Source organism: Acidisoma sp., assembly GCF_965199065.1.
GTDB lineage: Bacteria > Pseudomonadota > Alphaproteobacteria > Acetobacterales > Acetobacteraceae > Acidisoma.
Genome location: NZ_CBDAQN010000001.1, coordinates 710596 through 723861, shown reverse-complemented (window position 1 = coordinate 723861; position 13266 = coordinate 710596). Strand labels below are relative to the sequence as shown.

At 66.9% G+C, this 13266-nt stretch carries 16 protein-coding genes; 13 read left to right on the top strand and 3 right to left on the bottom strand.

Going from position 1 to position 13266, the window contains the following annotated elements; genetic code table 11:
• The first annotated feature begins 75 nt into the window (after positions 1-75).
• The 4 genes from ACOEQ1_RS03410 to ACOEQ1_RS03395 all read left to right on the top strand — a co-directional run bounded on the left by ACOEQ1_RS03410 (position 76) and on the right by ACOEQ1_RS03395 (position 4323).
• Entirely contained in the window at positions 76-1086 is a 1011-nt protein-coding gene (locus ACOEQ1_RS03410; protein ID WP_419757819.1) for a glycosyltransferase family 9 protein, read from the top strand.
• A complete protein-coding gene (locus tag ACOEQ1_RS03405) occupies positions 1083-2408 on the top strand; it encodes a dihydroorotase (protein WP_419757818.1) in 1326 nt (441 codons plus the stop codon). The genes ACOEQ1_RS03410 and ACOEQ1_RS03405 overlap by 4 nt, the downstream gene beginning before the upstream one ends.
• A 125-nt stretch (positions 2409-2533) precedes the next feature.
• Entirely contained in the window at positions 2534-3169 is a 636-nt protein-coding gene (locus ACOEQ1_RS03400) for a glutathione S-transferase family protein (protein ID WP_419757817.1), read from the top strand.
• Between the two features lie 146 nt (positions 3170-3315).
• Positions 3316-4323 carry an alpha/beta hydrolase gene (locus ACOEQ1_RS03395; RefSeq protein WP_419757816.1) on the top strand — a complete coding sequence of 336 codons (1008 nt, stop codon included), beginning with the start codon at positions 3316-3318 and terminating at the stop codon, positions 4321-4323.
• A 6-nt stretch (positions 4324-4329) separates the two neighbouring features.
• Here the strand turns inward: ACOEQ1_RS03395 and ACOEQ1_RS03390 are convergent, their stop codons facing one another.
• Positions 4330-4815 carry a glutathione peroxidase gene (locus ACOEQ1_RS03390; protein ID WP_419757815.1) on the bottom strand — a complete coding sequence of 162 codons (486 nt, stop codon included), beginning with the start codon at positions 4813-4815 and terminating at the stop codon, positions 4330-4332.
• Between the two features lie 106 nt (positions 4816-4921).
• Here ACOEQ1_RS03390 and ACOEQ1_RS03385 point away from each other — a divergent pair, with 106 nt between their 5' ends.
• From ACOEQ1_RS03385 to ACOEQ1_RS03375, 3 genes are all read left to right on the top strand, one after another.
• Positions 4922-5593, top strand: a complete 672-nt coding sequence (locus ACOEQ1_RS03385; RefSeq protein WP_419757814.1) for a tetratricopeptide repeat protein — start codon at positions 4922-4924, stop codon at positions 5591-5593.
• 64 nt (positions 5594-5657) lie between these two features.
• On the top strand, positions 5658-7019 hold the full coding sequence (locus ACOEQ1_RS03380; protein WP_419757813.1) for a PQQ-binding-like beta-propeller repeat protein: 1362 nt from the start codon (positions 5658-5660) through the stop codon (positions 7017-7019).
• Positions 7020-7036: 17 nt separating this feature from the next.
• Complete coding sequence (locus ACOEQ1_RS03375) at positions 7037-7924, top strand: bestrophin family protein (RefSeq protein ID WP_419757812.1); 888 nt, start codon at positions 7037-7039, stop codon at positions 7922-7924.
• Between the two features lie 15 nt (positions 7925-7939).
• On the opposite strand, the gene ACOEQ1_RS03370 is transcribed toward ACOEQ1_RS03375, so the two are convergent.
• Together ACOEQ1_RS03370 and rpe are read right to left on the bottom strand one after the other, a co-directional pair.
• Complete coding sequence (locus ACOEQ1_RS03370) at positions 7940-8680, bottom strand: carbonic anhydrase (protein WP_419757811.1); 741 nt, start codon at positions 8678-8680, stop codon at positions 7940-7942.
• Positions 8681-8752: 72 nt separating this feature from the next.
• Entirely contained in the window at positions 8753-9433 is a 681-nt protein-coding gene (gene rpe, locus ACOEQ1_RS03365) for a ribulose-phosphate 3-epimerase (protein ID WP_419757810.1), read from the bottom strand.
• Positions 9434-9603: 170 nt separating this feature from the next.
• Here rpe and ACOEQ1_RS03360 point away from each other — a divergent pair, with 170 nt between their 5' ends.
• The 6 genes from ACOEQ1_RS03360 to ACOEQ1_RS03335 all read left to right on the top strand — a co-directional run bounded on the left by ACOEQ1_RS03360 (position 9604) and on the right by ACOEQ1_RS03335 (position 13256).
• Positions 9604-10401: an ABC transporter ATP-binding protein gene (locus tag ACOEQ1_RS03360; protein ID WP_419757809.1), complete on the top strand. Its 798-nt coding sequence runs from the start codon at positions 9604-9606 to the stop codon at positions 10399-10401.
• Positions 10398-11279 carry an ABC transporter permease gene (locus tag ACOEQ1_RS03355; RefSeq protein WP_419757808.1) on the top strand — a complete coding sequence of 294 codons (882 nt, stop codon included), beginning with the start codon at positions 10398-10400 and terminating at the stop codon, positions 11277-11279. Before ACOEQ1_RS03360 ends, ACOEQ1_RS03355 begins: the two co-directional genes overlap by 4 nt.
• Before the next feature lies 1 nt (position 11280).
• A complete protein-coding gene (locus ACOEQ1_RS03350) occupies positions 11281-12282 on the top strand; it encodes an ABC transporter substrate-binding protein (RefSeq protein WP_419757807.1) in 1002 nt (333 codons plus the stop codon).
• A 77-nt stretch (positions 12283-12359) separates the two neighbouring features.
• Complete coding sequence (locus ACOEQ1_RS03345) at positions 12360-12644, top strand: hypothetical protein (RefSeq protein WP_419757806.1); 285 nt, start codon at positions 12360-12362, stop codon at positions 12642-12644.
• Positions 12645-12701: 57 nt separating this feature from the next.
• Positions 12702-12869, top strand: coding sequence for an antitoxin MazE family protein (locus ACOEQ1_RS03340; RefSeq protein WP_419757805.1), 168 nt, complete (start codon positions 12702-12704; stop codon positions 12867-12869).
• A 60-nt stretch (positions 12870-12929) separates the two neighbouring features.
• Complete coding sequence (locus ACOEQ1_RS03335) at positions 12930-13256, top strand: type II toxin-antitoxin system PemK/MazF family toxin (protein ID WP_419757804.1); 327 nt, start codon at positions 12930-12932, stop codon at positions 13254-13256.
• Positions 13257-13266 lie beyond the last annotated feature (10 nt).

Genomic DNA, 13266 nt, shown 5'->3' with positions numbered 1-13266 from the left:
TGTCGCACAGGGCGTGGAGATGCTCATGTCCATGGCTCATAGTCGCCGCGTGTTAAGAGGTTCTACAAGTGTCAAATGTTTAAGATAGGCGGTCTTACGAAAACAAACTCGCGTGCCGACGAAGAGCCGCCTCTCAAATCATATCGTGTCAGCCCGCGCATCCTGTTCATTACGGCAACGCGCATCGGCGATGCGGTCATCAGCACCGGCATCCTGAACGACCTCTTGCAGCGTCACCCGACCGCCCGTTTCACGGTCGCCTGCGGGCCGGTCGCGGCCGGCGTCTTCGCGGCCATGCCGCGGCTGGAGCGGCTTATCCTGATGCCCAAGCAGAAGTGGGACGGCCATTGGTTCAAGCTTTGGGGCCAGGTTGTGCGTGCGCGATGGGACATGGTGGTCGATCTGCGCGGCTCGGGCACCGCCTTCTTTCTCAATGCGCGGCAGCGGCGGGTGCTCCGGGGTGGCCGCCGGCCAGGGCGTCGCCTTGCGCAGCTAGCCGCGAGCATGGGCGTCGCACCGCCACCCTTGCCGGTCGCCTGGACCTCGGCCGCGGACCGTGCCCGCGCCGACGCCCTGCTGCCGGACGGCGTACCTCTCATCGGGCTGGGCCCGACCGCGAACTGGGCAGGCAAGCTCTGGCCGCCCGAGCGTTTCGTGGCGTTGTTCGAGACACTGCGCGACCGTTACCTGCCCGGTCTCGGCATGGAGGGTGCGCGGGCGGTGATCTACGCGGGTCCTGGCCCGGTGGAGGCCGCCATGGCGCAGCCCGTGCTCGCGGCCCTGCCGGATGCGATCGACCTCGCCGGGCGGCTGAGCCTGCCGGAGGCCGCAGCGTGCCTGGCCCGGATGACCCTGTTCATCGGCAATGACTCCGGTCTGATGCACCTCGCCGCCGCCGCCGGCGCACCGACGCTGGGGTTGTTCGGCCCCTCCCCTGCGGATGAATATGCGCCGTCCGGTCGCCGCGCCGCCTTTGTGGTCGCACCGGGGCCGGTGGGCGCCGCGCCCATGTCCGCCCTTACCGTGGACGCGGCCGCCGAGGCCGCCGCCGCTTTGCTCAGAGACGAAGGACTAGCCGCAGCATGACCGCTTTCTATGACCTGCTCATCCGTAACGGCACCGTCGTCCTGCCGTGGGGCCTGGAACAGGCCGATATCGCCGTGGCTTCGGGTGTGGTCGCGACGCTCGCCCCTGGCAGCGCGGCCGAGGCCACCGAGGTCATCGACGCCACCGGGCTGCACGTATTGCCCGGCCTGATCGACGCGCATACGCATCTGCGAGACCCCGAACAGGCGGCGGTGGAGAGCATCCCCTCCGGCACACGCGCGGCCGTGCTTGGCGGGCTCTGCGCCGTCTTCGACATGCCGAACGGGAACCCGTCCATCACCACGGCCGACCGGCTGGAGGCGAAGAAGGCCTTCGCGGCGACGCGGTCCTGGTGCGACCTCGGCCTCTACGTCGGCGCCGCACGCGGCACCATCGACGACTTGGCGAGCCTGGAGCTGGAGGACGGCGTCTGCGCGGTGAAGGTCTTCGCCGGCAGCAGCACCGGCGATCTGCTCATCGAGGACGACGTGACGCTGGAGCGGGTGATGCGCAGCGGGCGCCGCCGCGTCGCCTATCACAGCGAGGACGAGTATCGCCTCCGCGAGCGCCGCCCTTTGTTCCACGAGGGGATGCCCTACGCGACCCACGCCGAGTGGCGCGATGTGGAGGCGGCCTTCCTCGGCACCCGGCGCCTGATGGCGCTCGCGCGGAAGACCGGGCGGCCCGCGCACATCCTGCACGTCTCCACCGCCGAGGAACTCGACTACCTGCAGGACTACCGGGACATCGCGACGGTCGAGGTCCTGCTGAACCACCTCACCCAGTGGGCGCCGGACGCCTACGACCGGCTCGGCCCCTATGCGGTGATGAACCCGCCGATCCGTGAGGCGCGCCATAGGGAGGCGGCCTGGGCTGCGGTGCGGGACGGCATGGTGGATGTCGTCGGCTCCGACCATGCGCCGCATGCGCGGGCGGCGAAGGAGAAGCCTTGGCCCCTTTGCGCCGCCGGCCTCACGGGCGTGCAGACGATCGTGCCGGTGATGCTCGACCATGTTTCGGCCGGGCGGCTGTCGCTGATGCGGCTTGCCGACCTCATGTGCGCCGGACCGGCGCGGGTCTATGGCGTGCGCGGCAAAGGCCGGATCGCGCGCGGCTACGACGCCGATTTCACCCTGGTCGACATGGGCCGGCGCCGGGTGATCGAGGAAAGCTGGATCGCGAGCCCCTGCGGCTGGACGCCCTTCGCGGGCATGGAGGTGACGGGCTGGCCGGTGGCGACGATCATCCGCGGCCAGACCGTGATGCGCGACGACGAGGTTCTGGGCGAGCCGGTGGGGCGGCTTGTCAAATTCGGGGGGTGAGGCGGCGTAAGTTCCGCCTGAGGATCGCGTCGGGGGTTCGCACGCGATAGCCCGAAGCCTCCAGACGGTGCACTGTAGGCCTCGCGCCGCGTAGGCTGCACCTCAACGGAGAAGGAACACCGACCATGCCCGACATCACGCTCTGGGGCTTCGACGGCTCCACCTATGTCCGCACAGTCAAGATGCTGCTCGCCGAGAAGGGCGTCACCGATTTCAGGCAGGTGCCGCTCAACGTGCTCGCGGGCGAACCCAAGACGCCGGAGCATCTGGAACGCCACCCCTTCGGCAAGGTCCCGGTTGTCGATTACGATGGGCTGCGCCTCCTCGAAACCTCCGCCATCATCCGCTACCTCAACGACGTGCTGCCCGGACCGTCACTGGTCCCGCAGACCGCCGAGGACCGCGCCCGCATGGACATGGTCATCGGGATCACCGACTCCTACGGCTATGGCTCCCTGCTTGGCATTGCCGGCTACCATCTGTTCCCGGAGTTCATCGGCGGCCGAGATGAAGCCCGCCGCGCCGCCGCAATCGAGATGGCCGGGAAAGTGCTGACGTTCGTTATCAAGACGAAAGGCGCTTCGCCTTTCTTGGCCGGCGAGTTGAGCCTCGCGGACCTCTACCTTGCACCCTGTGTCTTCTACCTCTCCCTGACCCCGGACGCCGAGGAACTCTTTTCGGGCGTCGACGGCTTTGACGCGTGGTGGGAGCGCGTGCAGGCGCTGCCGAGCTACCAATCGACTGTCCCCAGCTTCGGCTGACCAGACGACAGGGCGCGCGTCACATGCGCGGGAGGCGCGCCCCCACCCGTTGACAGCGGCCACGGCAGGAGAACCTAACCTTATAAGGCAAAAGCTTCGTACCGGAGCGCTGCTTCCGGTATCCGGCACTGAAGAAGGCTCCGAGCATGAGCGTCATCCAGACGGTTCGCGATCTGATCGGCCTAGACCCGTCGACACGCGCCGACCCCGATATGGCGCGCGTCCTCGAGGCGCTGGCAGGTCTGAAGATCAAGCCGATCGAGACGTGCAGTGTCGAAGAGGCACGCGCGCAGCCGACAGCCGCGGACGCAGCCGCCGCGGTCATGACCGCCGATGGCATCTCGCCGGAGGTTCCGGGCGTCACCGTGCGTGATGTCACCTACCCGGCTGCCACCGGCAACTGCGCGGCGCGCATCTACACGCCCTCGGGCGACGGCCCGTTTCCGGTCGTCCTTTACTTCCGCGGCGGCGGCTTCGTCATCGGGAGCCTCGATGCCTATGACGCAACGCCCCGAGCGATGGCGGCCCAGGCGAATGCCATTTTCGTCTCGGCCGACTACGGCATGGCCCCGGAGCACAAGTTCCCGGCGCCGCATGACGACGCCTTCGCCGCCTATCGCTGGGTGACGGAGAATGCTCAAAGCTTCGGCGGCGATCCGGCCCGTATCGCTCTGATGGGGGAGAGTGCCGGCGGCAATCTTGCGGCGAACGTCGCAATCGACGCGCGCGATCATGGGCTGCAGGCTCCCGTCGCACAGATCCTGATCTACCCGCTTGCCAGCACGAACCTGATGCAGGCCTCCGACCTGCAGAACGCGAACGCCAAGCCTCTCAACGTCTCGATGCTGACCTGGTTCATGGACAAGCTGCTCGCCAACCCGAGCGACATGAAGAGCCCGCTGCTCAATCTGCTCGCCGCCGACCTGCGAGACCTGCCGCCTGCCACCATCATCAACGCCGGCATAGACCCGCTGGAAAGCGACGGAGAAAAGCTGGCGAAACGTATGCGCGATGCCGGCACCCGGGTGACCAACACGATCTACCCGGGGGCGACGCACGAGTTCTTCGGCATGAGCCGGGTCGTGAAGGCGGCGGCCGAGGCGCAGGCTCTGGCCGCCAGCAATCTGCGCGTGGCCTTCGACACCGCGGATTAGCCGGCTTCAAAGCGCGTCTTCGACCGCGCCGACGAGCTTGGACGAACCGGGCGTCGTGGTGCTTGGAAACCAGGTCTGCAACGTGCCGTCACGCCGGGTGAGGTACTTGTAGAAGTTCCAGCGCGGCCTGGACAGAAATCCGCCCTGGTCGCCGAGCCACTTGAAGAGGGGGTGCGCCTCTCGCCCCTTCACATGCGCCTTCGCCATCAACGGGAAGGTGACGCCGTAGTTGCGATCGCAGAATTCGCCGATGGCTGTCGCCTCGCCCGGCTCCTGGTTCCCGAAGTCGTTGCTGGGCACGCCGATGATGACCAAGCCGTTCGGCTGGTCTCCCAGTTTCGTCCACAGAGCCTGCAGCCCGGCGTATTGAGGGGTAAATCCGCATCTGGATGCGGTGTTGACGATCAGCAGCGGACGGCCCGCCAGTGCCGCGAGCGGATAGGGCTCGCCCGTCAGGGTCTTCAACTCGAACTCAAAGACACTTCCAGCCATTCTTGTCCTCCAGTTTGCCCTCGCCTCACGCCGCCGCTATGGTCCGGCCCCGTTTGCGCCCGCTTTTGGCTGGAGCGCAAACCGCAAGTGGTGGCTGGAGAGAAACGTGGTCGATATTTTCGACGAGGTCGATGAGGATCTCCGGGCCGAGCGCATGTCTCGCTTCGCCCGGCGCTACGCAATCGGCTTCATGGTCCTCGCCGTTCTCCTCATTGCCGGCGTCGGCGGCTGGCAGGCCTGGCTTTGGCACCGTCATCAGGAGGACGCGAAGGCGGCCACAGCCTTCATTGCGGTTCTGGACCAGGCCGCCCAGCACGGCTCGGCCGCGGACCGGGAAGCTTTGGCCCGCAAATTCGGCGCCGTGGCCCAATCTGCCCCCAGTGGCTACGCCACCCTCGCCCGCCTCAACGAGGCAAGCCTCCTCGCCGATGCCGGCAAACAAGCGGCGGCGGAGGCGGTCTGGAACGGCCTCATCAACAACGGCTCGCTCAATCCGGTGCTGCGTCAGGTCGCGACGATCGGCTGGGCCGCGCACGCGATCGACACGGCCGAGCCCTCGCTGATCCAGGCGCGGCTGGAGACGCTGGCGGCCGAGGGCAGCCCGTGGCGGCCGGTCGCCCTGCAGTATCTGGCTCTGCTCGACATCCGTCTCGGCCACAAAAGCGAAGCGGCGCGAACCCTGTTGGAGGTGGCGAACGACATCTCCACGCCGGACGACATGCGGCGGATGGCGAATGGCCTGGCCCAGGCGCTCGGCGCCCCCGCCAGCACGGAATGACGGGTCGACGCGACTCATCGCCCGGCATTACCACGAGACGATACCAGATGATTGGCGCCCCCCTATGAGACGCATAACGACTGTCGCGAGCCGTATCCAAGCTCACCAGACGGATGAACGGTCCCGTTTTTCGCGCCGTGCCGTGCTCGCGCTGCCCCTGGCGCTGGCCGGGTGCGGCTTTATCGGCGGGGATGAAACCCCGCCCCTGCCCGGCAAGCGCATCGATGTCATGGCGTCTTCGAGCGCGCTTGAGGTCGACCCCAGCTTGACCGAAGCGGTCACAGTGCCGGCGGCCGTCCCTGGGCTGGAATGGCCGCAGCAAGGCGGCAACGCCGCGCATGATCCCGGCATCTCCGCCCTCCCGCCGCAACTGGCCCCGCTTTGGCGCGCCGATTTCGGTTCGGGGACGGCCTACCGGCAGCGCATTCCCTGCCCGCCCGTGGTCGCGGGGGGCGCTGTCTTCACCATGGGGGCCGACGGCGCCGTCAGCGCCTTCGACATCCACAACGGCGCGTCCTTCTGGAGCGCCTCGATCCACCCGAAGCACTCCCGAAGCCTCAATGTCGGCGGCGGCATCAGCTATGCCGATGGCCATATCTACGCGGCCACCGGCCTCGGCGAGATCATCTGCTTTGACGCGAAGAGCGGCACCATCCGCTGGCGCCAGCCTCTTGGCGTTCCCGCGCGCAGCGGCCCGACGATCTCGGGCGGCCATATCTTCGTCAGCCTCATCGACAGCTCGATGGTCGGCCTCGACGCCCACACCGGCCGTACCATCTGGAGCCACCAGGCGAACAACCCCCAAACCGGAGTGCTCGGTTTGCCGGCGCCTGCCGTCGCGGGCAGCATCGTCGTCGCCGGGTTCGGCTCCGGCGACCTGATCGCGCTCAACACCGACACCGGCGAAGTCTTGTGGACGGACAACCTGGGCGCAACCGGCACCGGCCTCTCCCAGCTATCCGCCATCGTCGGGCTGCCGGTGATCGACCAGGGCAGGGTCTTCGTCGGCAGCCTGGGCGGCATCGTCCTCTCGCTCGATCTGCCGACCGGGCGGCGGCTATGGGAGAAGGACTTCGCGACCGACCAGACCAGCTGGGTCGCCGGCGACTGGGTTTTCCAGCTGAGCACGGATCAGCAGCTGGCGGCGCTCTCTGCCTCGACCGGGCAGGTCAAGTGGGCGCGGCAACTACCGTCGTTCAAGAACATGAAGAAGCTCACCCAGCCGATCTACTGGTGGGGACCGGTGCTCGCCGGCGGCAGCTTGGTGCTCGTCAGCAACAACAAGCAGCTGGTGACCGTCAGCCCCGTCACGGGCGAGATCACCAGCATGATCCGGCTGCCCGCACCGGCGGCAGCGCCCGCTATCGCGGCTGAGGGCCGCATCTTCGTCACCCTCGCGACCGGCGATCTTCTGGCTCTCGGGTAAGTCGGCGCGGGGCGGCGATGATCGTCGACAAGCGGTTGCATCTCGGCCTGCTCGTCCGCTCCAACCTGCCCGTCCTATCGGTCCTGATCGCCTACGACATCGTGGTGACGATCGCCTATAGCGGCCTGGACTGGCGCTTCGTGTCGCTGCCGAGCCTGCCATTGGCGCTTCTGGGCAGCGCCATCGCGCTCATCGTCGGCATCCGGAACACCACAGCCTACGCCCGGTGGTGGGAGGCGCGGACGCTGTGGGGCGCAATCGTCAATAACTCCCGCAGCCTGGCTCGGGGTCTCGTCACGCTCAGCGACGACGAGGCACTGCAAAGCCGGATCGTCCATGGCCAGATCGCCTATGCGCTGGCTCTACGCTGTCACCTTCTGCGCCAGCCGGGCGACGCCATGCTGGCGCGTTACCTGCCGCCCGAGCTGGCGGCGGCCTGCCGGACCGCGTCCAACGTGCCTGTGGCGATCCAGATGGCGCTTGGGCGGGAGCTGGCTGCCGCGCGGTCGGCAGGCGGGCTCGATACCGTCGCCATAGCGGCACTCGACCAGACACTCGGCGCCATTACCGCCGCCCAGGGCGGCCTCGAGCGGATCAAGAACACGCCGTTGCCGCGTCAGTACAGCCTCCTGCCCCTCATGTTCATCCGCGCCTACTGCGTGGTGCTTCCGCTGGGGGCGGTTGCCAGCCTTGGCCTCGCGACGCCGCTCGGCTCCGGCCTCATCGGCTTCATGTTCCTCGTGCTCGACGAGGTCGGGCGCGATCTGGAAGACCCGTTCGAGAACGGCGTCCACGACGTGCCGATGTCGGCAATCACGCGGACAATCGAGATCGATCTGCTGCAGGCGATCGGTGTCACCGAAACGCCCGAGCCGATCAGGCCGAAGGATGGCATTCTGATGTGACGGCGGCCCGCCCTTTCAGCCGAGTATCGTGACGATGCCGGTGTCGAGCGCGTAGTAGCCGGCCGCGATCTTGAGGTTGCCGCTTTTGATGAGCCCCGCCAACACCGGGGAGGACGTCGCCAGAAGCCTTGCCTGAATGCGCGCGTTGGCCTTGATGGCCTCGGTAAGATCGCCATGCGCCTCGGTGACGGCCGGCTGCAGCGCCGCGAAGAGCCGGCTGATCTGGCCGGGGACGGGCTTGTTGTACATGGCGGCCTTGACCGCTCCGCAGTTCGCATGGCCCAGCACCAGGATCACCTTCGTCCCGAGGACAGCCGCGCCATACTCAAGGCTCGCGGTGACCGTCGACCCCGCGGTGTTTCCGGCGACCCGGGTGACAAAGAGATGGCCGATCGTCTGGTCGAAGATGAGTTCCACCGGCACGCGTGAATCGGCACAGGAGAGGATGCCCGCGTAGGGCTCCTGCTTTTCGGCAGTGCGCTCCTTGAGGATGGCGAGATCCTCGTCGAAGGAGGTCAGGCGATGTTCGTAGAAGCGGCGGTTCCCATCGACCAGCGTCTGCAACGCGGCGTCCGGGGACAGCGTGGTCTGGGCTGCGGCCGGTCGCGGGGCGCCGGTGCTGCCGGCAGCGGTCGCGGCTATGACGCCGAACCCGGAGCGCAGCACAGCCCGGCGGCTATGTCCGCCGCCGTTCATCGCGCCGCTGCAGCAGGCGCAGCCGAATGCCGGCCGCGTCAGGCGAGGTTTCGCGTCCATTGCATGGCGCTCCCGCGTCTTTGTTTCGCCGTCGAGGCTAACACAATCCGGCGCGGGTGGAACGGTTTGCGCTCAGCCGGCGACGAGGCCCTTCTGTGCCCCGGCGCGCACCGCATCGATATTGGCGTGGTAGGCCTCGGCACCGCCCTTGAAGGCGGACGAGCCGGCGACGAACACGTTTGCCCCCGCGCGTGCGGCGCGTTCGGCGGTCTCGGCGGTGATGCCGCCATCGACTTCGATCTCCACCGGGCGGTCGCCGATGAGGGCGCGCAGGCGGGTGATCTTCTCCAGGGTGAAGGGCAGGAAGCTCTGGCCGCCAAAGCCGGGGTTGACTGTCATGACGAGCACGAGGTCGGCGGCATCGAGGCTGTAGCGGACGGCTTCCTCCGAGGTCGCCGGGTTGAGGGCGACGCCCGCCTTGAGGCCCAGGGCGCGGATGGCCATGAGGCTACGGTTCAGATGTGGGCAGGCTTCGGCGTGGACGGTGATGCGGTCCGCACCCGCCTCGGCAAAGGTTTCCAGGTAGCGGTCGGGCGTCTCGATCATCAGATGCGTGTCGATCGGGCTTTGGCTGACCTTCCGGACAGCGGCGATGACCCCCGGGCCGAAGCTGATATTGGGGACGAAGGCGCCGTCCATCACGTCCAGATGCAGCCAGTCGGCGCCCGCGGCCTCGATGGCGCGGGTCTCCTCGGCGAAGCGGCCGAAATCCGCCGAGAGGATGGAGGGCGCGATGATGAGAGGACGTGTCATAGCCGCAGGATACAGGCGCCCGGCGCGGAGCGACAGAGCTTCTTAGCTGCGATATACCGGGGCGACGGCACGAAACGTGCGTATCCTCGGTTGCAAGGAAGACCAGCGCTTGCCACGAGGGCCGGGCCACGGCAGCGTACGCCTTAACCACGAGAGATTTGCAATCATCGATGGACGCAGCGCCCAAGCTCTCGATCCAGAACCTCAGCCAGAGCTTCGGCGCCTTCAAGGCGTTGGAGCAGGTTTCCCTCGACATCAAGCCCGGCGAATTCGTCTGCATCCTCGGCGCCTCCGGCTGCGGCAAGAGCACGCTGTTCAACGCTGTCTCCGGTCTGCTGAAAATCACCTCCGGTCGCATCCTGCTCGACGGACGGAACATCGCGGGCAAACCCGGCGAGGTCGGCTACATGCTGCAGAAGGACCTGCTGCTGCCGTGGCGGACCGTGCTCGGCAACATCACGCTCGGCGCCTCGCTCACCCGGGGCGCCACCCGTGCCGACCGCATCCACGCGGCGGAACTGGCCGCCCATTACGGCCTAGGCGACTTCCTGCGCCACTATCCGCGCGCTCTCTCGGGCGGCATGCGCCAGCGCGTGGCGCTGATGCGGACCATCGCCGCCGGACGCGACCTCATGCTGCTGGATGAGCCCTTCGGCGCGCTCGACAGCCAGACCCGTATCGGCATGCAGCAATGGCTGCTGCAGATCTGGCGCGAGCTTAGCCGTACCGTGCTGTTCGTGACCCACGACGTGGACGAGGCGATCTTCCTCGCCGACCGCGTCGTGGTCATGCAGCCCCGGCCGGGGCGGATCGGCTGGATCCTTGACATCGAGATCCCGCGCCCAAGGGCGATGGACTGCCTCACCTCCCCCGCCTTCGTCGAGATCAAGCGGCAGATCATGGACATGCTCTACAGTCAGGCGACATTGCACGGCGTGCCGGACTCAACTCTCGCGGTGCCGGCATGAGCGGCGAGGCGCCCGCCTGGCATGGCGTGGGCCGTCACATCGGCCTCTGGGTCCTGGCGATCGCGCTCATCTTCGCCGCCTGGAAGCTGCTGCTGGTCGTGACCGGCCTGCCCAGCTACGTCATCCCGACGCCGGGCGCGGCTCTCGGCGTCATCTTCGGCAACCTCGGCCTGATGAAGCAGCTGAGCTGGCAGACGATCTCGGAGACGTTCTACGGCTACGTTGCAGGGGCAGTCATCGGCTTCGTGCTCGCCGTGGTCATGGGCCAAATCCGGATCGTCCACCGGCTGCTGTATCCGGCGCTCATCACCTCCCAGGCGGTGCCGATCGTCGCCATCGCGGCACCGCTCGTCATCATCTTCGGCTTCGGTCTCACGCCCAAGATCATCATCGTCGCCTGGATCGTCTTCTTTCCCGTAGTCGTGAACGTGCTCGACGGGCTGGCGAGCGTCGACCAGGATCAGGTGAACCTCGCACGGCTGCTGGGCGGCACGCAGCTCCGCACCTTCATGATCGTCCGGCTTCCCGCCTGCATCGGGCCGCTGTTTTCCGGGCTGAAGATCGGCGCCTCCTACGCCGTGACCGGCGCCGTCATCGGAGAGTGGACCGCCTCATCCCACGTCGGCCTCGGCACCTACCTGCTCACGGCCAATTCGCAGATGAACACCGCCGGCGTCTATGGCGCGATGCTGCTGCTGACGGCCATCGGCATCGGGTCCTTCCTGCTCGTCCTTGTCGCCGAGCATTTCGCCACGCCCTGGCGCAGCCGGATGACGGCGCCCGCCTATTTCGGCGGGTCGGTCCCGACCCCGGCAATCCATCACCCGGCCGCGTCTAAGCCGGCTGCACCTGCCCTCACCGCGCAACAAAAGGTCTGACATGAAGCCCATCCGGTCCATTGCTCGCCTGCTCGCCTCCACGGCCGCCGCCGGAATGATGATGCTGGCGATCCCCGGCATGGCCAAACCCGCGGCCGCCGCGGACCTGCAAAAGGTCCGCTTCGTCTACGACTGGGTGACGGCGGATTTCGAGCTCATCCCCGAGGCGGTCGCCCAGGCGCAAGGGTTCTACAAGGATGCCGGGCTCGACGTGTCGGTGTCCTTCCCGCCCGATAACTCGACGACAGTCCGCATGCTGGCCAGCGGCCAGGGCGACATCGGGTACGATCCGGTGACGGACGAAATCTTCGCGGCCGCCCAGGGCATCCCGGTCGTCTCGATCGCCTTCTTCTCCCAGTCGAACAACTGCGGCCTGATCGCCCGGCCCGGCGAGCCGATCGATCTCTCCACGCTGAAGGGAAAGAAGATCGGCATCTTCACCGACAGCTGGACCAAGGCGATGCTGCCGTACAGCCTGAAGAAGGGCGGCGTCACCGACGCCGACGTGCAGGAGATCATCGCGACGGATGACGACATCCCGTTGCTTCTCACCAAGAAGATCGATTACGCCACCAACTGCTCCAACTACGCCGTCGCCGAGATCCTGCCGACGGTGAAGCAGATGCCAACCATGGCGCTCGGCCCGGCAGCCGGCTGGCCGGACATCCCGGTGTGGAACTTCACGACGACCAAGAGCTTTGGCGCCGCTCATCCGGATGCCGTGAAGGCGTTTCTTGCCGCCACCCAGAAGGGGATGGTCTGGGCTTCCACCCATCAGGCGCAGGCCGTGGCCGAACTCATCAAGCTCTACCCGAGTGCGGGGGCGGTCGATTACAACGCGGTCGGGTGGAAGATCACGGTGCCGCTGCTCAAGGGCCCGGACGGCTACATGACGCAGTCCGACACGCAGTGGGAGCAGATCGCTCAGGCTTTGGCCAACACGAAGCAGATCCCCAAGGTGCTGCCGGCTTCATCCTACTACACGAACGATTACCTGAAGTAGGCGCGCCGCCACGCCCTGGTAGGCTGGCCGCCGGGATTGACCTTGCGGGATTCGCGCGGCCACGCCAAACTTCTCCCATGGACGGTGTCGTTAGCCTTTCCAGCGTGCGTGAGGACCGGTTCTGGGCGGTGATCGCCTCGGTTGGTCGTAATCGGCGTATAGCCGAAATCTTCCCGAGCCGGGATGCCGCCTTGGCGGACAGGGCGTGGCGTGAGCAGCAGGTGCGCGCTTACGCCGCGTTTCTCCGGAGCAGCCGGCAGCCGCCTCCCAACTACTCGGTGGAGCCCATGCGGCGGGCCGATCTGCCGAAGACATGGCGGCCTCTACCGGCGTTGGGCTTCCTGCGCGGGCAGTTCATCTAGCTCGACGCTTGAGTGGCATCATCTTCGAGCGTAACATGTGATCCTCAAGAGGTTCATATGGCCCACTCGAACTCGAGCCCTCGTCTTCCGACCGAGCGTATGGCGAGCTACAGGGCGCGCATGCGCGCAGATGGGTTGCGGCCGGTACAGCTTTGGGTACCGGACACGCGCGCGCCTGAGTTCGTCGAAATCTGCCATTCAGGCTCTTGCAATCGCGGCCAATGATCCCGGCGGCGATGAAATCATGGAGTTCGTTGAGAGCGCCTATGAGTGGCCCGAGGAGTAGTGCGGCGCGGTGACTTTGTCATCGTTGCGGCCCCTGGGACCTACGGCAAGCCGCGGCCTGCGCTGATCGTCCAAAGCGATCTTTTCTGCGAGTTGCCATCCGCCGTCATCTGCCCGCTGACAACTACGATCCGGACGGATGCGGATCAGTTTCGGCTGGATGTTTCGCCATCAGCAAAGAACGGCCTGCGCGAGATGTCTCAGCTCACCGTCGACAAAATAACGGTCGTCCCTGCGGCGAAGATCGGTCAGGCCATCGGCAGTGCCGACGACGCGCTATTGCGCCGCGTTAACCGGGCGCTGGCGCTATTTCTGGGCATCGTGTGACGGCGCAGCG